At 60.1% G+C, this 23333-nt stretch carries 24 protein-coding genes and 2 pseudogenes; 20 read left to right on the plus strand and 6 right to left on the minus strand.

Annotated features, from left to right (window positions below; genetic code table 11):
• The first annotated feature begins 240 nt into the window (after window positions 1–240).
• The 12 genes and pseudogenes from ACFPN5_RS05555 to ACFPN5_RS05610 form a co-directional block, all read left to right on the plus strand.
• Window positions 241–717 (plus strand): chemotaxis protein CheW, encoded by a 477-nt coding sequence (locus ACFPN5_RS05555; protein ID WP_379780970.1) that lies wholly within the window; start codon window positions 241–243, stop codon window positions 715–717.
• A 31-nt stretch (window positions 718–748) separates the two neighbouring features.
• Window positions 749–2461, plus strand: a complete 1713-nt coding sequence (locus ACFPN5_RS05560; RefSeq protein ID WP_379780972.1) for a methyl-accepting chemotaxis protein — start codon at window positions 749–751, stop codon at window positions 2459–2461.
• A 134-nt stretch (window positions 2462–2595) separates the two neighbouring features.
• Window positions 2596–4290, plus strand: coding sequence for a methyl-accepting chemotaxis protein (locus tag ACFPN5_RS05565; protein WP_379780974.1), 1695 nt, complete (start codon window positions 2596–2598; stop codon window positions 4288–4290).
• Between the two features lie 164 nt (window positions 4291–4454).
• Window positions 4455–4682, plus strand: a pseudogene (locus ACFPN5_RS05570) (PAS domain-containing protein); the annotation flags it as partial.
• A 37-nt stretch (window positions 4683–4719) separates the two neighbouring features.
• Window positions 4720–5268: a PAS domain-containing protein gene (locus tag ACFPN5_RS05575; protein ID WP_379780976.1), complete on the plus strand. Its 549-nt coding sequence runs from the start codon at window positions 4720–4722 to the stop codon at window positions 5266–5268.
• Window positions 5269–5305: 37 nt separating this feature from the next.
• Window positions 5306–6004, plus strand: a complete 699-nt coding sequence (locus ACFPN5_RS05580) for a hypothetical protein (protein WP_379780978.1) — start codon at window positions 5306–5308, stop codon at window positions 6002–6004.
• Window positions 6004–6270: a hypothetical protein gene (locus tag ACFPN5_RS05585; RefSeq protein ID WP_379780980.1), complete on the plus strand. Its 267-nt coding sequence runs from the start codon at window positions 6004–6006 to the stop codon at window positions 6268–6270. The genes ACFPN5_RS05580 and ACFPN5_RS05585 overlap by 1 nt, the downstream gene beginning before the upstream one ends.
• 207 nt (window positions 6271–6477) lie before the next feature.
• Window positions 6478–6642, plus strand: a complete 165-nt coding sequence (locus tag ACFPN5_RS05590) for an immunity protein Tsi6 family protein (protein WP_379780982.1) — start codon at window positions 6478–6480, stop codon at window positions 6640–6642.
• 172 nt (window positions 6643–6814) lie between these two features.
• Complete coding sequence (locus ACFPN5_RS05595) at window positions 6815–7114, plus strand: hypothetical protein (protein WP_379780984.1); 300 nt, start codon at window positions 6815–6817, stop codon at window positions 7112–7114.
• Window positions 7115–7168: 54 nt separating this feature from the next.
• Entirely contained in the window at window positions 7169–7567 is a 399-nt protein-coding gene (locus ACFPN5_RS05600; RefSeq protein ID WP_379780986.1) for a hypothetical protein, read from the plus strand.
• Window positions 7568–7846: 279 nt separating this feature from the next.
• On the plus strand, window positions 7847–8221 hold the full coding sequence (locus tag ACFPN5_RS05605) for a hemagglutinin repeat-containing protein (protein ID WP_379780988.1): 375 nt from the start codon (window positions 7847–7849) through the stop codon (window positions 8219–8221).
• 15 nt (window positions 8222–8236) lie between these two features.
• Window positions 8237–8527: pseudogene (locus ACFPN5_RS05610) on the plus strand (hemagglutinin repeat-containing protein); the annotation flags it as partial.
• A gap of 201 nt (window positions 8528–8728) precedes the next feature.
• Here the strand turns inward: ACFPN5_RS05610 and ftsZ are convergent.
• The 3 genes from ftsZ to ACFPN5_RS05625 form a co-directional block, all read right to left on the minus strand.
• Complete coding sequence (ftsZ, locus tag ACFPN5_RS05615; RefSeq protein WP_379780990.1) at window positions 8729–9856, minus strand: cell division protein FtsZ; 1128 nt, start codon at window positions 9854–9856, stop codon at window positions 8729–8731.
• 428 nt (window positions 9857–10284) lie between these two features.
• Window positions 10285–10596, minus strand: coding sequence for a hypothetical protein (locus ACFPN5_RS05620; protein ID WP_379780992.1), 312 nt, complete (start codon window positions 10594–10596; stop codon window positions 10285–10287).
• 316 nt (window positions 10597–10912) lie between these two features.
• Window positions 10913–11527: a flavin reductase family protein gene (locus ACFPN5_RS05625; protein WP_379780994.1), complete on the minus strand. Its 615-nt coding sequence runs from the start codon at window positions 11525–11527 to the stop codon at window positions 10913–10915.
• A 146-nt stretch (window positions 11528–11673) separates the two neighbouring features.
• On the opposite strand from ACFPN5_RS05625, the gene ACFPN5_RS05630 reads away from it, so the two are divergent.
• Window positions 11674–13797: an FUSC family protein gene (locus ACFPN5_RS05630; protein ID WP_379780996.1), complete on the plus strand. Its 2124-nt coding sequence runs from the start codon at window positions 11674–11676 to the stop codon at window positions 13795–13797.
• 102 nt (window positions 13798–13899) lie between these two features.
• On the opposite strand, the gene ACFPN5_RS05635 is transcribed toward ACFPN5_RS05630, so the two are convergent.
• The gene (locus ACFPN5_RS05635) at window positions 13900–14163 is read right to left on the minus strand and encodes a hypothetical protein (protein ID WP_379780998.1); all 264 of its coding nucleotides are present in this window, start codon (window positions 14161–14163) and stop codon (window positions 13900–13902) included.
• A gap of 67 nt (window positions 14164–14230) precedes the next feature.
• Window positions 14231–14545 carry a hypothetical protein gene (locus tag ACFPN5_RS05640; protein ID WP_379781000.1) on the minus strand — a complete coding sequence of 105 codons (315 nt, stop codon included), beginning with the start codon at window positions 14543–14545 and terminating at the stop codon, window positions 14231–14233.
• Between the two features lie 798 nt (window positions 14546–15343).
• Here ACFPN5_RS05640 and ACFPN5_RS05645 point away from each other — a divergent pair.
• The 7 genes from ACFPN5_RS05645 (at window position 15344) to ACFPN5_RS05675 (ending at window position 22125) form a co-directional block, all read left to right on the plus strand.
• Window positions 15344–16525: an ABC transporter substrate-binding protein gene (locus tag ACFPN5_RS05645; RefSeq protein WP_379781002.1), complete on the plus strand. Its 1182-nt coding sequence runs from the start codon at window positions 15344–15346 to the stop codon at window positions 16523–16525.
• Between the two features lie 20 nt (window positions 16526–16545).
• The gene (locus tag ACFPN5_RS05650; RefSeq protein WP_379781004.1) at window positions 16546–17919 is read left to right on the plus strand and encodes an aromatic ring-hydroxylating dioxygenase subunit alpha; all 1374 of its coding nucleotides are present in this window, start codon (window positions 16546–16548) and stop codon (window positions 17917–17919) included.
• Complete coding sequence (locus ACFPN5_RS05655) at window positions 17909–18442, plus strand: aromatic-ring-hydroxylating dioxygenase subunit beta (RefSeq protein WP_379781006.1); 534 nt, start codon at window positions 17909–17911, stop codon at window positions 18440–18442. The genes ACFPN5_RS05650 and ACFPN5_RS05655 overlap by 11 nt, the downstream gene beginning before the upstream one ends.
• A complete protein-coding gene (locus ACFPN5_RS05660) occupies window positions 18439–19035 on the plus strand; it encodes a cysteine hydrolase family protein (protein WP_379781008.1) in 597 nt (198 codons plus the stop codon). Before ACFPN5_RS05655 ends, ACFPN5_RS05660 begins: the two co-directional genes overlap by 4 nt.
• A complete protein-coding gene (locus tag ACFPN5_RS05665) occupies window positions 19032–19859 on the plus strand; it encodes an SDR family oxidoreductase (protein WP_379781010.1) in 828 nt (275 codons plus the stop codon). The genes ACFPN5_RS05660 and ACFPN5_RS05665 overlap by 4 nt, the downstream gene beginning before the upstream one ends.
• A complete protein-coding gene (locus tag ACFPN5_RS05670; RefSeq protein ID WP_379781012.1) occupies window positions 19856–20848 on the plus strand; it encodes a PDR/VanB family oxidoreductase in 993 nt (330 codons plus the stop codon). The genes ACFPN5_RS05665 and ACFPN5_RS05670 overlap by 4 nt, the downstream gene beginning before the upstream one ends.
• A 164-nt stretch (window positions 20849–21012) precedes the next feature.
• The gene (locus tag ACFPN5_RS05675) at window positions 21013–22125 is read left to right on the plus strand and encodes a porin (RefSeq protein ID WP_379781014.1); all 1113 of its coding nucleotides are present in this window, start codon (window positions 21013–21015) and stop codon (window positions 22123–22125) included.
• Between the two features lie 43 nt (window positions 22126–22168).
• Here ACFPN5_RS05675 and ACFPN5_RS05680 read toward each other — a convergent pair whose 3' ends face one another.
• A complete protein-coding gene (locus ACFPN5_RS05680) occupies window positions 22169–23188 on the minus strand; it encodes an AraC family transcriptional regulator (RefSeq protein ID WP_379781016.1) in 1020 nt (339 codons plus the stop codon).
• Between the last annotated feature and the right edge of the window lie 145 nt (window positions 23189–23333).

Genomic DNA, 23333 nt, shown 5'->3' on the forward strand with positions numbered 1-23333 from the left:
CGTATCCATTCATTCTCCGGTCCAGTGACGGTTCAACCTTACTTGGGGGCGTAGCACGCCCCATCAAGAACTATTCGTAGTCGCCCCATGGACCTCTTCCGTTGCCAACTGGCAACGCAATCGTTAATTGTCGTTGTCATATCTGTATCCTTTTTGTAGGATATCTCTTACATTGGGATACCATGATTAGATCAAACACTCTAAGCGTTGGTTGCAAAGCCTGACGCCATCTCCCAAAAAATGACTACGACTACCGAAGACTTCAGCAGGGAAGTGCTCGCCTTTAAGCTTGGCCAGGAAGAGTACGGCATCGATATTCTGGCAGTACAGGAAATCCGAGGGTATGAGCCGGTCACACGAATTGCCAATGCGCCTGACTTCATTAAGGGCGTCGTCAATCTGCGCGGCGTGATCGTTCCGATTGTGGACATGCGGATCAAGTTCAACTTGGCCGACCCTACCTACGACAGTACAACAGTTGTGATCGTCCTGAACCTCGGAAAGAAAACCGTCGGTATGGTCGTCGACAGCGTGTCCGACGTTACCAACCTGACTAACGAGCAGATCCGCCCGGCGCCTGACCTGGGCGGCGCACTGAGCGCGGATTACCTGACCGGCCTCGGCACGCTGGACGAACGCACGCTCATCCTGGTCGACATCGTCGCCCTGATGTCGTCCGCCGAGCTGCTGGGGTTTGATGACCGTATCGGTGCATAGACCATTCACATACACCTCATCCAATTAAAACATGTTCACCAAGCTAAAAGTCGGTACCAAGCTGATCGCAGGGTTCCTGTCCCTTGCGATTCTCGGCGCAATCGTTGCTGCAATCGGTATCTTCAACATGAGCCGTATCAACGACCTTGCGCACCACATGTATGAAAGGGAGCTTCTCGGCCTTTCGCATATCAAGGAAGCAAACATTAACCTGATTTACGCCGGCCGCGGCCGGGCTCAGTTCCTCTTGTCGACAACCGAGCAGGAACGTGAAACGCATCGCGCCAACATCCAGAAGTACACCGCATCGATCAAAGAGCACCTGGCCATTGCCAAGCCGCTTTTTGTGAGCGATGAAGCCAATCGCATCTTCAGCGAGTTTGAGACTGTCTCCGTTCTTTATGAGCAGGAGCTGGCCCGGACGCTCGCGCTGGCAGGGGCCGAACCCCTGCTGCAACGTAATGAAGAGCTGTCGGACGCCCTTACTTCGGCGCGCAAGCACGCCAACACGCTTGACGATCTGTTGACGCTGTTGGCCAAGCAAAAAGAAGCCCGGGCAAAGGACGCTGCAGCGGAAACGTCCAGCATGTACGAATCGAGCCGTTTGTTCATGCTCATGCTTACTCTTGGCAGCGCGCTGGCAGGTATTGCGCTTGGCGTACTCATCACGCGTAACCTGACTCGCCAACTTGGCGGGGAGCCGAACGAAGCATCGAGCATCGCGGCACAGATCGCGGGCGGCGACCTGAACGTTACGATCACCACCAATCCAGATGACAAGTCGAGCATGATGTTCGCCATGAAGCAGATGCGCGACAGCTTGGCCACGATCGTCGGTCAGGTGCGTACTGGTACCGAGGCGATCGCCACAGCTTCGGCGCAGGTCGCTGCAGGCAACCAGGACCTGTCCTCGCGTACCGAGCAGCAGGCCAGCTCGCTTGAAGAGACTGCCTCGTCGATGGAAGAACTGACGTCGACCGTCAAAGAAAACGCCGAGAACGCCAGTCAAGCAAACACGATGGCAGCCAAAGCATCGCAAGTTGCAGTAAAAGGCGGCGCCGTGATCCATGAGGTCGTCGGCACGATGGAACAGATCAACGATTCAGCCAAGAAGATCGTGGACATCATCACGGTCATCGACGGCATCGCCTTCCAGACCAATATCCTGGCGTTGAACGCAGCGGTCGAGGCGGCCCGGGCTGGCGAGCAGGGCCGTGGCTTTGCAGTGGTGGCCTCGGAAGTGCGTACGCTGGCGCAGCGCTCGGCCAGCGCCGCAAAAGAGATCAAGCTACTTATCGGTAACTCGGTCGAGAAGGTCGAAACCGGCAGCAGGTTAGTTGCTGAAGCCGGCGCGACCATGGACGAAATCGTCCAGAGCGTTCAGCACGTGACCAACATCATGGCTGAAATTTCATCGGCCAGCCAGGAACAGACCACAGGTATCGACCAGATCAATCAAGCGGTGGCTCAGATGGATCAGGTCACGCAGCAAAACGCGGCCCTGGTCGAGGAAGCGGCAGCGGCATCCGAAGCGATGCAGGAGCAAGCCGCGCATCTGGCCGAAGTGGTGAGCGTCTTCAAGCTCGGCACGTCGCAACCTGCAGTGAGCGACGCTGCTGTGCAGCGTCAAGTGGTAAAGCCAGCCAAACCGGCAGCCAAGGGCATGCGAGCGGTTCTGCCAAGCCCAACCGTCGCGCCTAGCAAAGCAGCCGCAGCAGCTACGGCTGATTGGGAAGAGTTCTGATGTGCGATGGACCTATTGGCATGGATGCGAAGATGTTCCGTCGCCCCTAACGTAGTTCCGGTCTCACACGCAAGATTTCCTCTGCCGGCGAAGACAAGCAACGGCGGCCGCTTATTAAAAGTCCATACATCAACATGTTCAAAAATCTCACCATTAAGTTTCGACTCACGCTTCTAACGGTCGTTCTCAGCGCACTGTCAATCCTCGTTGGCGTTGTCGGTCTTGTGAATCAGAGTGCAACCAACACGGCCCTCGGGACGGTCTACAACGACCGCCTCGTGGCTCTGGACCATCTCGGCCATATTCTGTCGCTGATGCAGCAGAACCAGAACACGCTGGCCCGGGCGGCTCTTGATGGCGGTTCGGATGACCAGGCCGCCATTACCGAAGTAGAAGATCGTATCAAACAGATTTCAAGCATCTGGACCACGTACACGGCAACGTTTCTAACCGAAGAGGAAAAGGCGCGGGCCCAGACCTTCATCGACAGCCGTGGAACTTTCGTGGCGCAGGGCCTGAAACCTGTGATGGCCGCGCTCAAGGCTCAAGACGCAGACGCTGTAAAGACACTAGTCGGGGGGAAGCTTAACGAACTCTATCTCCCGGCCCAGAAGAACATGCAAGCCTTGGTCAAGCTGCAGCTGGACGTCGCCAAACAGGAATACGACGTGGCTCTTGCTCGTTACGAGCACGCACGCAAGTTATCCATCGCGCTCATCGTATGCGGTGTATTCGGTGGCAGCCTGTTCGCCTGGTTCCTGATCCGCGGAATCACCAGGGCTATTGCCGAGGCCTTGCGCCTGACGCGTAGCGTGGCCGAGGGCGACCTGACCCAGACTATCCGCATCGATTCGAACGACGAAATTGGCCAGTTGCTTGCGGCGCTGCGCGATATGAACACGAAACTGTCCGGCCTTGTTAGCCAGGTGCGCTCTGGCACCGAAACCATCGGAACAGCGTCGCAACAGATTGCTGCCGGCAACCTTGACCTGTCTTCGCGCACTGAGCAGCAGGCGAGCTCGCTGGAGGAAACAGCTTCGTCGCTTGAAGAATTGACTTCCACGGTGCAGGGAAACGCATCAAATGCACACCAGGCGAATACACTTGCGGCCACTGCTTCGGCAGTAGCAGTCAAAGGTGGCGTGGTGATCAGTGAGGTCGTCGGAACGATGTATCAGATCAACGATTCGGCAAAAAAGATCGTGGACATCATCACTGTCATTGACGGCATCGCCTTCCAGACCAATATCCTGGCTCTGAACGCAGCAGTTGAAGCGGCCCGGGCGGGCGAGCAGGGCAGGGGCTTTGCAGTCGTTGCGTCGGAAGTGCGCACGCTGGCCCAGCGCTCTGCGAATGCCGCGAAAGAAATCAAGCACCTCATTGGCGACTCTGTCGAAAAAGTCGAAGCCGGCACGAAGTTAGTTGCCAATGCCGGCGCGACTATGGATGAGATCGTTCAAAGCGTTCAGCACGTGACGGACATCATGGCCGAGATTTCCTCGGCAAGCCAAGAACAGACGTCAGGTATCGAGCAGATCAACCAGGCGGTTTCGCAGATGGATCAGGTAACCCAGCAAAACGCAGCCTTGGTGGAAGAAGCGGCCGCGGCATCGGAATCAATGCAGGAGCAGGCAGCCCACCTGGCCGAAATCGTGAGCGTGTTCAAGCTTGGTGCTCAGTTGCCTGTGGTAGCTGCTGTTGGGGTGCCGCAGACAATAGCGAAGACGGGCAAGCCAGTAGCCAAAGCGCCGCGTGTATCCCTGCCGCGTCCAGCCGGAGCACCACGCAAGTCGGCAATGGCATCAGCTGGGGACTGGGAAGAGTTCTGATCCTGGATTGCTCTGCTTCACGATGACCATTCAAGGGCGTTTTTGTTTTCGCTTCTGGCGTGCTAGTTGGGAAAAGGACCGTAAAGTAAGATGGCTGAAACGATGTAGGAGACTAAATGTAATTCCGTAGCAACGCCGAAAACACAGAGAGATTCTTTCGCGCGATGCTACAGCTCAGTAGTTCACCAATATTGATTACTGACGCTAAAGCTCGCGACAATCCGATTATTTTCGTCAACCCAGCGTTCGAGCAGGTGACCGGCTACAAGGCTGACGAGGTCCTTGGGCAAAACTGCCGGTTTCTTCAAAGCAACGACCGGGAGCAGCCGGGACGCTCCATCGTATCGGAAGGGATTCGCACCGGTATGCCTTGCGAGGCGTTGTTTCGCAACTACCGTAAAGACGGCCGGTTGCTGGACGCACCTCTACATGTTTCCGGTTACCGGCGAGTGCGGCACCATCACCCACTTTGTCGGCATTCAGCACGACGTCACAGAACGCCAGGAGGCCGAGCAAGCCGCGCTCCTGGCCAGCGCGCAGGTAGCGTCTGTGCTAAACAGTATTACCGAAGGGTGCTTCTCACTTGATCGTAACTGGACCTGCACGTACATGAACGCGCAAGCTGGCGAGTGGCTGGACAGGCGGCCAGAGGATATCGTCGGTAAAAACATATGGGCTGAATTTCCAGAAGCGGTCGACTCAGCCTTCTACGCGACCTATCACGAAGCGATGCGCACGCAGCAGTTTGGGCAGTGCGAGACCTTCTACGCCCCTTTGGGGAAATGGCTGGAAGCCAGAGCGTATCCTGCAGCGGATGGGCTTACGGTTTTCTTCATGGACATTACGTCCCGCAAGGAACACGAAATCGTGCTGGTCTACGCTGGCACGCACCGCGCCGGCATCCTGCGCGACGGGGATCGGATGTTTCGCCAATGCGGCCGTAGCAACGATCAGCTTGGACACAGCGTATTCCGGTAGCAAGCAGGCTTGGTACGGCATTCCCACGGATACCTATTTGAACCAAGGCCTACAAAGCCTGGGCATGTCACCACAGGCCGCGGGGTGGGTGGAAGCGGGACTTGGGATAGGCTCGGCAGCAGTAGCGGGTGCCGTTCTAAGCAAGTCTGTCGATCAGACAATAACGTATAGTAAGCTGAGTGCGGCAAGTTATGATAATTTCGCTACCAATGGGGTCAAGGCAAACCAAACGGTAATGCAGACGCCAGTCGCTCAGGCGCTTAAAAATGAGATCCAGGCTGCAAATCCAAATTTGCCGCAAAGTGCGGTTGAGAGATTTACGAGAGAGTATATCGAGTCCGGTTCTGGTCTGCCACAACCGGGAATTGCGGCGCAGGGTACAGTATTGCTGAAAGTTGTACCGAAGGGCGAAAGCGTTTCGCCTTACACGGGTTATTGGATGAGTCCGCAGCAAGCGCGTGCAATTAGTTCGATGAATCCGGAGCAAGTAGGCCAATTACTCGGATTGCCGTCGGCTCAGGCGGCAAATATCCTGAAAAATGGCATGGACGTCTACGCGATTATGCCAAAAGTTGGGACGACGCCCAGTGTTTTTGTTTCCAACGTCGCTAGTACCACGCAGGGAAAGGTAGCAATGCCGGGAGGGGCACAACAGGTAATCGTTCCAAATAGAAGCCTCTGGACTACGCCGAAACCAGTGAATCTCATAACACTACATCCGCCGGGAGAAAAATAATGGATAGGGCCAAGAATTTGCAAGCGAAGGCGCTAACGCTACGCAGCTTGCTTGAGCAGTATGCGCCCCATGATGCAGACGTAAAGGAAGCATATGGTTGGGTAAGCTCGCTTCTCGATGCTGTCGATTCAGGCAGCGCAGTGCTTCCTACAAAATTTCCTTTTGGCTGGATTTTTTTTAGAGGGGAAAATAATCTCCTGGCTTACCCCGACTTATGCGGAGCCGCTGCTGATTTTGCGGATGCACTTGAAGGAGACAGCTCCTGATGAAGGCGAATTATCTTCTTGTTGTCGGTGCACGACAAGTGTTTCTGCCACGGCAACCAGCATTTGTGTCAACTCCAGGAAAATAAGGATAGGAATGTGACTGCCATAGAAACATTAGAGAAAGCTCTTGCGCTTGCATATATTCGATCTAGGGAGGCCCCAGAGTTCCAGATATTCGCCTCGACTATTGCTTAGTTAGAGTACTTGTTGTCGGTGATGCGCGGAGATGAGAAAAATCGCTCCCGTCTAAAGAGTATTATTGTCGGCCATTTTGCTGTCCGAGAGTTTGCGGAGAGTGATCCTGAGCTAGCTGATGCATTATACGCCGCACAAAAAATTGCGTCTCAGGCTACTAAGGGACTTAATGTTTAACGTTGTCATTTGCCATAAAATTCACTATCTGTTCGTGGTAAACAAGTCCTACATCTGGACCTGCCGTTCCCTGAGGAATTGGTTTTCGATCGGAATTTGATGCTTTATAAAACTGGACACTTTTCACAAAGCTCCATCCGACGGTACTTATGAATAACTCCTAAACCGGTATTTGAATGACGCGCTTGACGAAGAAAAATTTAAAATGGTTCAGTGCCGCGCAACAGCCGAGATATCTATCGACGGGAAATGCGTGACCTGCCGGTTTGTAGATGGTCGCGTAAAATGGGCCAGAGACGCTCCCTCCTTGGAGGAATGGAATCAGCTTGCGAAGCACCCAGTCGCTGTAGATCTAAAAGGTGGGAAATTTCAATATGTGGGCGATGAAATTGATGGGGTGATAATTTCCGTCTTTACGCCAGGCGGTAGCTTGGATTTTAATCTGACCTATCTTGCTGAAACAGGGGGCTAATAAAAATTCACGAGGCTCGCTAATTAGATGGCCATAAATTTCCGCTTGAGAGACTTGGTCGAGTCCAACCTGGGGGATGTGGTTGAAAAATATGAGATGGAAATTGTTGAGCTTAACGCAAATGAAGTAATTCTAAAAACGCGCGCTTATGTCTTGGATGTTGTTGCCGACAGAGATGGTGTTGCTATAATATATTTTGATAGGGACGCGGTTCCATTACGTGGGTATAACGTGTTCTTGTACCTGCTAAAGGCTCGCCGGGAACTGCTCTTGTTTGTCGGAGAGAAACCCGTCCCAAGCACCTACACCGATTTTATCGATAGTGAATTGGCCAGTCTGTTACAACATCTTCGCGTTGCAGCACATGATATTTTAAGCGGTTCAAAGACATGGATAAGCGCATATTCGTGGCCTGCAGTTAGGCCTAGCCCGAGTATTCTAGCAATCCTGTGACGTAAGGCCGTTATTCGTGTGGCTCCGTTTCCGGCGGTAGCGGCGCTCTAGTGGCCGGGCGGGCATTGACTGTGCTTCTGTGACGAACGAGGTCAAGACCGACCAGCATAACGATCCTGCAAGTAATACATACGACAAGCGGGGCTACGAAAACCAGACCGACGTTGGTTCCAGCATCGGGGCAAGCGGCGATTTGAAACTGCGCGCGGGCATCACCGAAACTGCCTCGCTGACGCTGACGCTGACGCTGAGCGCGAGCGGGGTGCGGCAGGCGGCGCCGTGCCGATCAGCGCCAGTGGCGACGTCAACATCGAAGGAGCGCAGGGAAGCACCTGCTCGACGTTGCGTCGCACCGGGAATCGAGCAGCGCCCTCAGGAAAAAGCAGCAGCAGCGCCAGCGATTACCTGGCCAGCACCACGGTCGTCGGCAGCAGCGTGACCGGGGGCTCGGTTGCCATCAACGCGGGTAACGACGTCAAGATCAATGACAGCGAGGTCCTGACGAACAAAGCTCTGACGCTGGCAGCGGGCCGTGACTTGCTGGTCGGCAATGCAATGCAGGTCGAGGAGGAGCGGCACAGCGCGCAAAGCAAGAAGAGCGGCTTTTCGTTCAGTCCGACGGCGGGCATCGGCCACAGCCAATCCCGGCAGTAGCAAAACAGCAGTGTCCACAGTACCACCCAGTTGGGTAGCACCCTCAGCGGCGACAGCATCGTCGCTATCGCAGGACGGGATCTGTCGGTGCAGGCCAGCAATCTCGTGGCCGATGCCGACATCGCGCTGGTGGCGGCGCGCGACGTCAGCATCGTCAGCGCGCAGGATACCCGCGACAGTGCATCGGATAGCAGCAGCAAGAAGTCGGGTTTCATCGGCTCGGCCTGGCAACCCGCATTGGGAACGGTCAAGACGACCGAGGACGGAACGTCCAGCAGTGCCTCGTCCGGTAGCGCGAACCTATAGGCGAGCCGGCATGGTACTGCGCGTGGTATCGACCGCTGAGTATTGATGAGATCTCCCGATCAATCAAAGGATTAGCTCAGCCATTGATCATCGAGTGGGAGTGACGGGAATTCAGTAAATAACTGAATTCGATAGGTAATCGCATGGGCTGTTGATCATCTTGATGATCAGCAGCCTTTTTGTTGAGCATGCTCGCCAGCCTTACTGGGCATCCTCGCGGGACCCCGAAGCGGACTGGCGCGACATCGATCCAGCCCGCATCTCCTGCTGAGCCGCTGCCGCCCGGACTGGCGCGTGTAATGCGCCCTGTCGCAGGGCCGATTGTGGCGGGACACCCGGACGTGAAATCGATGACCTTCTCGTACCAAGCGTCAAGTCACTCGGCCGGTTCAAGCCGGTGGCGACCACCGTCACGCGCATGGCGTCGCCCAGCGTGTCGTCGAAGACCGCGCCGAATTTGATGATGGCGTCGTCGTTGGTCTGCGAGCAGATCGTGTTCATCACGAGCTTGGTTTCGCGCAGTTTCAGCGTTTCCTCGGATGCGGAGATGTTGACCAGCACCCCGCGCGCGGCGCGCAGGTTCGCACCATCGAGCAGGGGACAGGCGATTGCCTCCTCGGCCGCCTTGATGGCACGGTCGTCGCCGGCGTGTTGGGCAGTTCCCATCATCGCCATGCCGGTCTGGCGCATCACCGTGCGGACGTCCTCGAAGTCGACGTTGATCATCCCTGGCACGGCGATGATGTCCGCGATGCCGGTAACGGCGTTGCTCAACACCTCGTCGGCGGCGGCAAACGCCTGCTTTTGCGTGACATCGTCACCCAGGACTTCCTCGAGTCGGCTGTTCAGGACAATGATGAGCGAGTCGACGCAGCGCGCGAGTGTCGCGATACCTTCTTCGGCCACGCGCATGCGCCGCGGACCTTCGAATTCGAAGGGTTTCGACACCACGGCGACGGTCAGGATGCCCAGCTCGCGTGCTACTTCGGCGACGACGGGGGCGGCGCCGGTGCCGGTGCCGCCGCCCATGCCGGCGGTGATGAAGACCATGTCGGCCCCCTTGAGCGCGTCGGCGATGAGCGCGCGTTCGCGGATGGCGCTTTCGCGTCCGACCATCGGGTCGCTGCCGGCGCCAAGGCCGCTTTCGCCAAGCTGGATGCGTTTTTCGGTCTGGGTATTCGACAAGGCTTGCGCGTCCGTATTCGCGCAGATGAATTCGAAGGTGGACAGTCCGGACGGCGCCATATGGTTGACGGCATTACCGCCGGCACCGCCGACACCGATGATTTTGATGACCGTCGCCGGGGTGGGAATTTTTGATTCGGACAAGGAAGACTCCGTTTGAGGAAATAGCGTTCGGCCGACCGCGGGCCTGCTGCGCCGCGCGGTGGCTCATGCTGAACCCCAATAGACTACTTGCTGAGGCGCGCACGCGAAAGCGTGTAAACGTTTCAATCGAAACCGTTTGTAACGGACCGTGCAATCGAGGCGAAAGGCTGGCAAGGCAAAAACAAACTGCGCGTTGCCTTTTAGGCAAGCATGTCCGTGGCCTGCTTTGCTTGGCATCCTCTTCGCGCCTGACCCACAATCGCACGATCGAGGGCAGAGTCCGCTGCTTTCTCATTCCGTGGCCTGGCAGCACGCGCCGCGCAGCAGCCCGGTGCCCCACGGTCTGCCGCTTCCGCACTTCCATTACTTTATCAAGCCGATCGACTCAACCGGCTGGCCCAACTGCTGGAGCAGTCGGCGAATACCGCTCAGTAAGCGAACGCCTTGGCCTGGGTGCAACCGAAATAGGCCATGCGCGTGCGCAACGACCAGATTTCATTGGCAATATTATGCAGTGCAACATCTTTTCCGTGGACGCGTTGAAGCACGGCTGCAGGGGCCGACGGCGTCATGTCGGTCAGCTCCGGCGCACCGCCGGCCACCTTCAGGAAGAGGGCGCTCTGAGCAGCGATGTCGGAAGAGAGTTGAGTGCAGAAGGCGTCGCTGTTGTTTGCGGCCTGGGCTCCGGAGCCGATACCGGTGCAGAGCGCGAAGCAGAAAAGTGCTATTGATTTATTCATATTCAGTCCTTTGATTCTAGAGTGGATAGTGAGCTGCTGTATCGAGGAAGCGCTGGGATAGGTCTGCCAGACAGCGCTGTTGCCGCTAACCACTTTTCGGGCTGCTTGGACTTGCTTTCATGGCATTGCTTCGCACTTCCCGCAAGTTGTTGAGCTATTGGGGAAAAGCCCGCTAGCGAACTAGCGAGCTGAGTCTATTTTCTTGAAGGGTTATAGAGGAGACAGAGCAATTATTGTGCAGCGCACCATCACGCGCCAATTTTTTGTGGTGATGTGAGATATTTCTCTAAGGCATAGTAGGGTGGCGGCACGGTCCTCAGCGCGGTCGGTGCATCCGAAACAGCTGCTCCGCCCCGATCGTAAAATAATCGGCCGGACCACCGCCGCGCAGGATATGGCCGGCCGCGGCGGTGTCGTAAATGCCATCCCTGAGCAGCGCGTTCGCAATGTGTATTCCCACCACTTCACCCAGTACGAGCCAGGTCGGTACCGTGTCGCCGTTCGCGCGCTGCAGTTGGACGACCTGCGTCACTCTGCACTCGAACGCTACCGGGCTTTCGGCCACGCGCGGCGCTTTGACCAATCGCGAAGCTTGCGGCGTCAGGCCGGCCAGGGCGAATTCGTCCGTCTCCGGCGGCACTGCTGCGCATGTGCTGTTCATCGCCTCCGCCAAAGATTGGGTGGCGAGGTTCCACACGAATTCCCCAGTCTCCTGCACGTTGCGCAGCGTGTCTTTCGCCCCAATGCTGGCAAATCCGACGATCGGCGGGACATAGTTGAAGGCATTGAAAAAACTGTAAGGCGCAAGATTGGGTATGCCGTTGCTGCCGAGGGAAGATATCCAGCCGATCGGACGCGGCCCAACGATCGCGTTGAAAGGATCATGGGGAAGTCCGTGGCCGTTGCGAGGCTCGTAGAAATGGGTAGACATCAGGCGGCTAGTGGCGCTGTTAAAGCTTCAGGATAACAGTTCGCTCAGCAAGCCGAAGCCGGCGACCGACGCCCGCCAGCACCGCTATAATCAACTCATCAATCCAAGTCGCGCCATCCACGCCACGAAAGCGAGCGACCCACCCCATGCACTACGCCCTCGCTCCCCGCACCTTCCTCTTCAGCCACTACTTCTACACCGGCCTGCGCATCGCCACCGGCATCCTCGGCCTCACTTTCCTGGCCTATGCGATCGCCGACCTGCCAACTGCGGTCGCCGTCGCCATGGGCGCCCTTTGCACCAGCCTGATGGACATGCCCAGTCCCTTGCGCCACAAGTTCAACGAAATGCTGGCCGGGGTGCTCCTGTGCTCGGTCGTTGCGCTGCTGGTCAGCCTGAGTTCGCAAGTAGGGTGGCTGCTGTATACCGTGATCGTGCTGGTCTCTTTCCTCTCCAGCATGATGGTGGTCTACGGCAGGAAGGCGATGCCGCTTCAGTTCGCGGCGCTGTTCGTGATGATGCTCTCGAGCGAAGCCCCAAGCACGCCGCTGCAGGCGCTGCAGCACGGCGCGCTGTTTTTTCTAGGGGGCGCCGGTTACATGGCGTATGCGATGGTGGTGGTGTGGCGCCTGCAGCGCCGCCTCAAGCAGCAGGTGCTGGCCGAGGCGCTGTATGAGCTGGCGGTCTATACCAACCTCAAGGCGGGCTGCTACGACATGGCCACCAGCCTGCCGCGGCAGATGGAGAAGCTGGTACGCGAGCAAAGCATATTGGCCGAGCGCCAGCAGGCGTCGCGCGACCTGATCCTGCGCGGCAAGCCCACGCCAGGCGAGGCGATCCTGGTGCAGGTGCACTACGCCATGTTCGACCTGTACGAGCTGGTCCTGTCGACCGACACCGACTACGGCGCGCTGCGCCAGCATTTCGCCAGCGGTCCCATCCTGCCTCTGCTGGGGGACCTGATCGGCAAGGCGGCGCGCGACATCGAGGCGGTGGCGTATGCGATGACGCGCGACCAGCCGTCGCGTTCCCCGGTCGATTACGAAAGCGAACTGCGCGCGCTCGACACCGTGCTGCGCGAGCTGGAAGCGGGAGAGGGCGACGGTGCCGACGCGCAGGCGGCGCTGCGCGCCACGGCCAACAAGATCCGCGAGGTGATCGCGATGATCGCGCGCCTGCACGCCGCGAGCCGCGCGCCCTATGGCGCGCTGCCGATGGTTCCCTATTCGGACATGACGCCTTTTCTCACCCAGCAGCGCTACAGCATCGGCATGCTGCTGGCCAACCTGCGGTGGAGTTCGCCGGTCTTTCGCTTCGCGCTGCGGGTGGCGATGGCGATTTCGGTCGGCCTCGTGTCGTCGCGCTGGCTCCCCTGGACCTCGCATGGCTACTGGACCGCGCTCACCATCGCCGTGATCCTGAAACCGAGCTTCAGCATGACGCGCCAGCGCCGCGCCGACCGCTTCATCGGTACGCTGATTGGCTGCATGATCACCGCCGTGATCCTGCATGTCGTCCACTCGCCGGCGCTGCTGATGGGCTTCATGTTCGTCGCGACGGTGGCGGGGGCGGCCTTCCTGTCCATCAAATACCGCTACACGGCAATCGCCGCCAGCGTGCAGGCGCTGTTGCTGATCGGCCTGACGGTGCCGCAGGGCGGCAGCGGCATCGGCGAGCGCCTGCTCGACACGGTGCTGGGCACCCTGATCGCGACCTTCTTCAGCTATGTGCTGCCAAACTGGGAGTACCAGAATTTGCCACGCCTGGTGGATGCGGTGCTGGACGCCAACCGCAAGTACATGGCTGCGGCTGCCGACCTGCTCCTGAAACGCACCGGCGACGATATTGAATATCGCGTCAGCCGCAAGCAGGTCATGGATAGCCTCGCAACCCTCGGCGCGGCGCTTGGACGCATGCTGGACGAGCCGGCGGCCAAGCGCCGTGCGTCCGCCGAGCTGAACGGGTTCATCGTACAGAACTACGTGCTGGTGGCCCACATCGCGGCGCTGCGCCTGCTCCTGCAGCGTTACCCCGATAAGGTGCCGGCGGCTGAAGTCGAGACGGCACTCGAGGGCATGTTCGCGCGGGTCGCCGGCAGCCTGGCCCCGGCCCGCGATGTCGTCCCGGCACCGACCGAACAGCGGACGACCTGGATCGCGGACTGGCCCGGCTGGGCGCCGCTGCAACGGCGGCTGCGGCTGTTGCAGGAGGATGCCGCGCAAGTGGCGCTGAGCCACGCCGCCGTCGGCGATGCGCTTGGCCGGGGATAAAACCGGCGTTTGCCCGAGAGCGGATCGTACCTGGTCAGCACTCGGCCAAAAACGGCCGACTCCTGTGCGCTATTGGTCAGTGTCGAACGTTCACCTGCACCGTTATAGCGCTTGATCCTGTTGGAACTGTTTGCGCTGCATTTCGACTTCTTGCATGAATCCTTCAAATTCAGCAGAGGTCTCAATGCGTCGCACAACCTGGTCATTACTGTCTTCCACAGTAAAGCTACCGTTCCGCTCTAAAACGCCCATGATCGTTGCCCGAACATTTGCAAGCGAAACATCGCTACCTGTCGTAGCCAAAGCGGTCCATGTATCCTCGGCAACGGAGACGTTGTGTTCCAGAAAATTCAGGCTGAAGTTCATAATTAATCCTCTGTAAATGAAGTTGAAGTCGACCCTGGCATGGACATACCAAACCAGGCGTCTGTGCTCATAGTTGTCGGGCAATGTCCGGCACCGGCCAGTTCAGCAGGGCCGCGACGCGCCGGACTACCCACCGCAGTAAAGGTGGCTCGCCCCAGCCAAGCGTTTCGACAACAAGGTACGCTTTCAGCAGTACATCGATTGGCCTTGCAGACTGATCCGCCTCTGCCTGGACTTGAGCGCATTCGCTCGCGAGGTGCAGCGCCAGCTCCTCGCATATATTCCAGTTCAGGCAGCGATTCAGTGGCGTGCCGCCGGGTTCCTGTGGAAAATCGGATGGAACACTGGTGTAAACAGTCCTCGCCGCGCGCCATGTCGTCATGCTGCTTCTCGTCAATAACCGAACAGTAGACATGATACTGTATAAATATACAGTAGTGGCGTCCGTTAGTGATTTCATCCTGCCGTAACGCATCGCGGCGCGATCCTGCATTGCAGATCAGCAGGAGCAGGGCGTGCCAGAGCGTGAACGCCGGCCATCCGGCACTGCGCCTGACTGTCTCGTCCGAACGGACGATTAAATGCGCGTGCTGCAGGAGTAGCTTGGGAGCCTGTCTGGTGGACATTCTTCGAAAGGGAAATATCATGTCGGCGCTCCGCTTCTACTCCGTGCTTGCAGCCATTGTTGGCCTCGTTGTCTGGATGTCTTCGTCGTCTCGCCCGAACGAGCCGCCAACCAATCTCACGATCGAACAACTTCATCGGGCGGCTCCAGGCAACGCCGGAATAGAAAAAATCGCCCAGGGCTTCGACCGTCAAGGACAGCCATAGCCAGGCGGTTCAGCTCCTTTAGTCCGAACGGGGTATGTCCCAAAACCTGGAGTCAGCCAACCTGTCGTCTGGCGATCGGACGCTCGGGATACGATTCGTAGCATGAGCTAAGCCAGAATGGCCGGTGGAAACACTGGCCGTTTCTTTTCCGCGTCGCTCGGCGCGGAATATCCGCATTTTGCGCTCACTCTTCCCGCCCATTTTTTCCTTTGCTGCACTGCCGAAATCGGATAGTCGCACCCATTCCGCCGTCCTATAGTGGTTTCCAGCAGCAAGTTCTTCCTTGGCCGGCGCGTGCCTTTCCCATCGCCCACGCCGTCTTCGCATGTGACTCTTACAGGAAACCCGCATGAACCCTACGTCGTTGAAAGCCGCCTCAGTTGCTACGGTGATGTCCGCCCTGTGCTGCACCACCGCGTATGCCGCCGACCAGATCAAGGTCGGCTTCCTGAGTACCTTGTCCGGGCCCGGCGGCGCGCTCGGCGCCGATATTCGCGATGGCTTCGAGCTGGCGATCAAGCATTCCGGCGGCAAGCTCGGCGGCTTGCCGGTCGAGCTCACCGTGCGCGATGACCAGATGAGCCCCGACGTTGGGCGCCAGGAAACCCAGCGCCTGCTCAAGCGCGACAAGGTCGACGTGATGACCGGCACCGTGTTCTCCAACGTGCTGCTGCCAGTCCTTCCGAGCATCCTGGCCAATGACACCGTCTATCTGTCGGCTAACACCGGCCCGGCCGACTACGCCGGAGCCAAGTGCAACAAGAACTTCTACGTGGTGTCGTGGCAGAACGAGGACTTGCCCGCCGCGATGGGCAAGTACGTGACCGGGAGGGGCCACAAGAAGGTGTTCCTGATTGGCGCGAACTATCCGGGCGGGCGCGAGTCGCTCACCGGCTTCAAGCGCTTCTACAAGGGCGCGCTGGCCGATGAACGCTACGTCAAGATGGGGCAGCTGGACTTCTCGGCCGAACTGGCGCAGCTGCGCGCATCCGGCGCCGACGCCGTGTTCTTTTTCCTGCCTGGAGGCATGGGGGGCGCATTCCTCAAGCAGATGGCGGGCGTGGGCCTGAACAAGACGCTGTCGATCTACACGCCGGGTTTTTCGGGCGACCAGGACACCATCAAGGGTGTCGGCGCTTCGATGACGGGCCTGCTCAACGCCTCGCAGTGGTCGACCGACCTCGATAACGCGGCCAACCGCCGCTTCGTGGCCGACTTCAAGAAGCTGCATGGCCGCATCCCGACGATGTACGCGGCCCAGGGCTATGACGCCGGCATGCTGCTCGATGGCGCGGTGCGCGACGTCAAGGGCAACATCGAAGACAAGGACGCGCTGCGGCGTGCGCTGCGCGCGGCCAACTTCCAGTCGGTGCGCGGCAGCTTCAAGTTCAACACCAACCAGTATCCGATCCAGAGCTTCTACATGCGTCAGGTGGGTCCCAACGCGCAGGGACAGCTGGACAACAAGATCGTCGGCACGATTATGAAGGACTACAGCGACCCGTTCGCGGTCAGCTGCAGGATGAACTGAAGAGAGTGAGGAACCACCCGATGTCTTACACCAATGAACGCATCGCGCAACTGGTGCGCGCCGACAGCGTGCACAAATCGGTCTACACCGATCCGGCGCTGTATCAGCTCGAGATGGACCGCATTTATGGCCAGGCCTGGATATACGTTGGCCACGACAGCCAGGTGCCCAATCTCGGCGACTACCACGCCACCCGCATTGGCGACCAGGACGTGGTCATGGTGCGCGCCAGCGATAAAAAAGTGTACGTGCTGTACAACCGCTGCCCGCACAAGGGCGCCAAGCTGGTGCCGGACGGCTGCGGCAATGCCGGCAAATTCTTCCGCTGCCCATACCACGCCTGGACCTTCAAGCTCGATGGCGCGCACCTGTCGGCGCCGATGAAGGGCGGCTACGAAGGTACCGCGTTCGACGCGAAGCACCCTGATTTTGCGATGCGCCAGCTGGCGCGCGTGGAGAGCTACCGTGGCTTCGTGTTCGCCAGCCAGGCGCCGGGCGGCCCTGAACTGGTGGACTTTCTGGGTGGCGTGGTCTCGTCGATTGACAACCTGTGCGACCGCTCACCGGTCGGTGAAGTGGAAGTGGCCGGCGGCGTGTTCCGCGTGATGCAGACCTCGAACTGGAAGGTGTTCTACGAGAACCTGCATGACACGATGCACGCGCCGGTCACGCACGAATCGTCGTTCGTCGCAGCGCGCGAGCAGGCCGCCGAGATGGGCGAGATGCCCCTCGAGCTGCACATCATGGACGGCAACGGCGAGCCATACAGCTTCTGGGAAAAGCTCGAGCTGCATGCCTACGAACACGGCCACGGCTATATGGAAGGGATCTTCAACCCGGGCGCGGCGAACACCGATGCCGTCACGCGCGCGCACTACGAAGTGCTCGAGAAAGCGTATGGCGCCGAGCGCGCGAGCGCCATCCTCGGCCAGAATCGCCACAACACGATCATCTACGGCAGCGGCTCGCCGCACACCGTGTTCCAGCAGTTTCGCGTGATCCGGCCAATGGCGGTCGACCGGACGCTGATCGAGATCCAGACCTTCCGCCTCAAGGGCGCGCCCGAGGCCGTGTTCAAGCGCAGCCTGATGTATGCCAACGTGATCAATTCGCCGTCGTCGAACGTGATGGCCGATGACGTCGAGCTGTACGACCGTTGCCAGAAGGGCAACCAGACGCGCGGCGGCGAGTGGACCAGCCTGCACCGTTACGCGGGCCAGGATCGCGTCGTCGACGGCGGCATGCAGTCGACCAACGGCACCAGCGAACTACCGATGCGCAATCAGTTCAAGGCCTGGAAGACGTACATGCTGGCGTCGAATCGGACCACGATCCCGATCGCCGTCGAAGCCTGCAGTGCCGCACAACTCGGGGACGATTGCCATGCTGCTTGACGACGAATTCGATGTCTCGACCGACGACCTGTTGCCTCTGACCATCACGCTGCAAGACCAACACCGCGTCGAACAGTTCCTGTATCACGAAGCGCGCCTGCTCGATGCGCGCGAGCTCACTGCCTGGATGGCACTGTGGACCGACGAAGGCATGTACTGGATCCCGCAGCAGTACGGCCAGAAAAGCCCGCACGACCATATTTCGCTGGTCTGGGAAGGCAAGATGCTGCGCGAAGTGCGCACACGGCGCCTGAACAATGTTCGCAACTGGTCGCAGCAGCCGCACACGCGCACTGCGCGCCTGGTCGGCAATGTCACCGTGGCCGGGCGTGATCGCGACGGCAACTGGGTCGTGCACGCGGTGCAGCAGCTGAGCGAATGGCGCAATGGTGAACTGCGCCAGCTCTCGGGCAGCCTGACCTACAAGCTGCGGCCCGAAGGCGAAAGCTGGCGCCTGCATTTCAAACGCATTGACCTGGTCAATTGCGACGCCGTGTTCTCGAACCTGCAGGTGTTCGCATGACCGCAGTGCTAGCCTTGCACTACCAGAACGACGTGCTGCATGAAGACGGCAAGATCAAGGTCGGTCTCCGTGAAGGCAGCACGCGCCGCGCCGGCGTGATCGCAGCGGCGCGTGCCATGATCGGCGCTTCGCGCGCCTGCGGCGTGCCAGTCGTGCACGTGCGGGTGGCGTACCGGCCGGACTATGCCGACCTGTTGCAGAACGCCCCAATCTTTCGCAACGTCGCCGCAAGCGGCGCCGTGATTGAAGATACCTGGGGCGCGCGGTTTCATGACGGCCTCGAACCACTCCCCGGCGAGTTCGTCGTAAAGCACGCCCGCATCAATGCCTTTTATGGCTCGTCGCTGAACGTCGTACTGCAGGCGCTAGGGGTACGTCGCCTGGTCGTCGCCGGCGTGGCGACCCATTCGGTGGTAGAGACAACCGTGCGGCACGCGGTGGATGCCGGCTTCGAGGTGCTCGTCAACAGCGACGCCTGTGCGGCCGGCGCGCCGGAGGCGCATGACGCGTCGCTAGCGAGCATGCGCCTGATCGCTACGGTCTGCGACGGCGCCACCACGCTGGCCCATCTCACCCGAAAGGCTTCACCATGATCCCATCTTCCCTGCCACTTGCGGCCCTTGCCGGCAAGGTGGCCATCGTTAGCGGCAGCACCCAGGGCGTCGGCGCCGACATCGCGCGTGCGCTCGCCTCCAGCGGCGCCGCCGTCGTGCTGCTCGGTCACGAAGCCGATGCCGGCCGCGCACTGGCCGCCGAATTGCTCGCTGGCGGCGCCGCCGGTGCGCTGTACTGCGCTACCGACATCGAGCGTGATGAAGACATCGAGCGCTGCATCGACCTGGCGCTGGTACGCTTCGGACGCCTGGACATCCTCGTCAACAGCGCCTGCGTCTATCTCGATCACGGCATCGATTCGAGCCGCGAAGAGTGGCACCAGACACTGGGCGTGAACCTGATCTCGGCCGCGATCTTCACCCAGAAGGCCGTACCGCACATGGGGCGGGGTGGCGTAATCGTCAACTTGGGCAGCACCGGCGGCAAGTTCGGCGCCGCCGGCCGCGCACTGTATCCGGCGTCCAAGGCTGCGCTTCTGCAACTGACCAAAAGCCTGGCCGTGACGCTGGCGCCGCGCGGGATTCGCGTGGTGGCCGTCTCGCCAGCATGGACCTGGTCGCCCGCGATTGCTGCGATGAGCGGCGATTCGCGCGCCACGGCCGATGCGGTGGCGGCGCCGTTTCATCCATTGGGACGCGTTGGCGACGGTCATGAGGTGGGCAATGCGGTGGCGTTCCTCGCGTCCGAGGCGGCGTCCTGGATCACTGGCATAGATCTGCCGGTCGACGGTGGCTTTTCGATTCTCGGCCCGGATCGCGGCATCTCGCCGCGTACCTGGTTCGCGCAAGCGGAGGCGCCATGAACACGATCGAAGCCGGCGAGATGCTGCTTGAAGTGGAGAAGGTGAGCGCACTCACGCCCGAGATCATCCTGATCCGCCTGCGCGCACCCGACGGCGCGGCGCTGCCGGGCTACCAGGCCGGTGCCCACATCAAGGTGCAAGTGCAGGTCGAGGGCCAGCACGCGTGGCGCCACTACTCGCTGATCGACTTCGATCACGCAGCCTGCGCCGCACCGCTGGAATACGTGATCGCCGTGCGGCGCGAAAGCAGCGCCACCGGCGGGCGTGGCGGCTCGCTCTATCTGCACACCGCGATCCAAGTCGGCCAGCGGCTGCGCGTGGGCGCGCCGCGCAATGCCTTTGGTCTGAAGGAGACAGACGACGACGTGGTCCTGATCGCAGGCGGCATCGGCGTGACGCCCCTGGCATCGATGGCGGCGGTGTTGCAAGGCACCGGCAAGCGCTATGCGCTGCATTACAGCGGCCGCAGCGTGGCGGGCCTGGCGCTGGTGTCGGAACTGCAGGCGCTGGCCGGCAGTGCTTTGACGCTGTACGGCGACGATGCCGAACGCCGGCTCGACCTGGCGCTGCTCTTGGGCGCCTGTCGGCCTTCGCAGCCACTGTATGTGTGCGGTCCAAAAGGCATGATCACCGCTGTGCGCGAGAACGCGCAGAAGCTGGGCTGGGCGCCGGACATGGTGCGCTACGAACTGTTCGCCGAAGCGGTGGCGGAGGCGGGGGATGCGCCGTTCGAGGTCGAGCTGCTGCAATCGGGCTGCACGGTGCAGGTGGGCGCGCACGAGACCATCCTCGACGCGATGATCGCCGCTGGCCTGGATCCGATGTACGACTGCAGGCGCGGCGACTGCGGCGTCTGCACGGTCGGCCTGGTCGATGGCGAAGCCGATCACCGCGATAGCTGCCAGACCAGGGCAGAACGCGCGGCCGGCAATGTGATCCAGATCTGCATTTCACGCGCCAGAAGCGGGCGTCTCGTGCTCGATGCCTGACGGTTTTCCGCACTATTCAAGCGCCTCCCGGCGGGTACCTTTTCTTATCGCAGGATATGGATAGGCGAGCTGTTGAAGTCGGCATTTTCCGGATAGTACGGGGTAGGGCTCCTACGTAAGATCGACTGCGATCGACCCTTGACCACTACCATGAAAGCGCCACGATGAATGACAAATTGGATTACCCGGACCGTGCACCTGCCGCGTCGACACCGGCAGGTCTGTTAATTGGCCTGGCCCTGGCGGCCCCCTTGATGGCGCAAGCCCAGACCAACATCACGATCGGCGGCGTGATCGATGCTGGCGTGTCGTACATCACCAACCAGAACGGCTCGAACAACACGGTGGTCGATACCGGCATCCAGTCGCCCAACCTGTTCCACATCCGTGGGACGGAAGATCTGGGTGGCGGCAACAAGGTGGTGTTCATGTTGCAGAGCCAGTTTCAGCTCGATACCGGCGCCCAGGTCGGCAACCTGTTCGGGCGCCAGGCCTGGGTCGGCGTGACGGGCGACTGGGGCACGGTTACGGTTGGCAACCAGTACGAGTTCATGTTCGAGTCGCTGTCAGCGACGCGCTTCGGGCCGACCATTCGCCTGGTTAGCCTGCACGACCTGCACCAGGGCCCCTTCCAGGCGCTGGGCGTGGACCGCAACGGCATGGACTTCAACCGCGTGGCCGGCGCTACGCGCGTGCAGAACTCCATCAAGTACGTGAGCAAGCCGGTCAACGGCTTCAGTGGCGGCGCCATGATCGGCCTGGGTGAACAGTCCGACAGGTTCGGGCGCAACGGCACCACCAGCGCTGGCGTTAACTACGGCAACGGCGCGCTGATGCTTAACGCCGCCTACACCTACGCCAAGCTGCCGACGATCGACAACGGCAATGGCGGCATCCGCAACTGGGGCTTCGGGGGTCGCTACACGCTCGGCAAGCAAACGTATGATCTGCTTTACACGAACACCACCAACACCTTCACCCGTGCCGAAGTCGACGTGATCGAAGGCGGCGTGGCCACCGCACTGTCCGCGACAACCGGTCTGCGCGCGTACTACCACCACATGAAGGGCAACGCCGAACTGACCGACAACACGTCGCATCAGGCCGGGCTGCTGCTCGACTATGCACTGTCCAAGCGCAGCGACGTGTACCTGAATGCGATTTACCAGAAGGTCAATGGCGGGTCGGCCGCGCGCGCATGGATCACGGCGTTTGCGGCTGGTTCGAGTGGCGACTCGCAGGCGGTACTGCGCACCGGTTTGCGGCACTCGTTCTGAGGTATTCAAGGTGGTCAAGGCCCGCCTGGATGGCGGGCCTGATTCAGTGCGCCAGTAAGGCCGTGTGCTTGGGCAGCACGCCAAAGCGCTCGCGGTAATACGCCGAGAAGCGCCCCAGGTGACCGAAGCCGAATTCCAGCGCCGTCTCCGTCACGCTGGCATCTGGCCGCGCCTGCAGCACGGCCTGCGCCGCATCGAGCCGCATATTGCGCAGCAAGTCCATCGGCGGCACGCCGTGATGGCGGTGGCACAGCATGTTGAGCGTGCGCACGCTCACGCCCGCAGCCAGCGCCAGGTCGACCAGCGACACGGGCGCACTGAGCTTGGCGCGCATATAGCGCTCGAGCGCATCCATCCGGTCGCAGGCCGACGCGGCCACCAGGCCCTGGCCGGAGTCGATCGCTGCCAGCGTCCCGGCAGAGGGCACGGGCAGCCGGCCGAGCCCCCCTTGCTGGTGCATCAGAAACATCGTGATATTGCGTTCGAAGTGATCGATCCAAGCCTGATGTGGACGCTGCTCGCCCGGTTGGGCCAGGATCTGCAGGAGCGATTGCAGCAGCAGGTTCCACTGCGAATCGGGCGTGTTCGCCCCCATCAGGCCCGATTGCAGGACAGGGCTGGCGTTGCGGCCGACGCCGGGCGGCTGCAGCTCGCGCACGAGCACATGCGGCACCTTCAGGATGAGTTGTTCCGAACCTTCCTCCCACCACAGGCGAATGCTTTTCCTCGGCGCGACGATCGCCGCCTGGCCCTCGGGCAGATACACCCGCTGGCCATCGCATTCGAATTCGGCCGTGCCCTTGAGCGACATGTGCACCAAGGCGAAATCGTTAAAGCCGGTCGGCGTAATCTGGACCTGCGCGCCGTAGCGCAGCACGAATAGCTGCAGGCGATTGATGCGCGCAGTGAACAGGGCGGTGTCGGGCGCGCCGCGCTGCCATTGCACGTCATGGTCGGCCAGCGCTTCGGCAACATGGCAATGCGACGCCACCTTTTCGTTGCTGTGGAAAACGCAGTGCTGGTACAGCTGCGCATGTTCGATCGATTCCCTAAGCGTATGCATATGACTTCCCGTTCTGGCTGATGGTGGGCGCGATGGTTTGATGTACAACACCTCGTCGAATATGTGGATAAGCGAGCTGCAATATTCGTGCCACAGCCGATGGCGCCCGCCGTTGCCGAATGCGGATAGTAGACGCGCGCAGCGC

The sequence above is a fragment of the Massilia niabensis genome (assembly GCF_042655085.1).
In the GTDB taxonomy this organism is placed as follows: domain Bacteria; phylum Pseudomonadota; class Gammaproteobacteria; order Burkholderiales; family Burkholderiaceae_D; genus Telluria; species Telluria niabensis.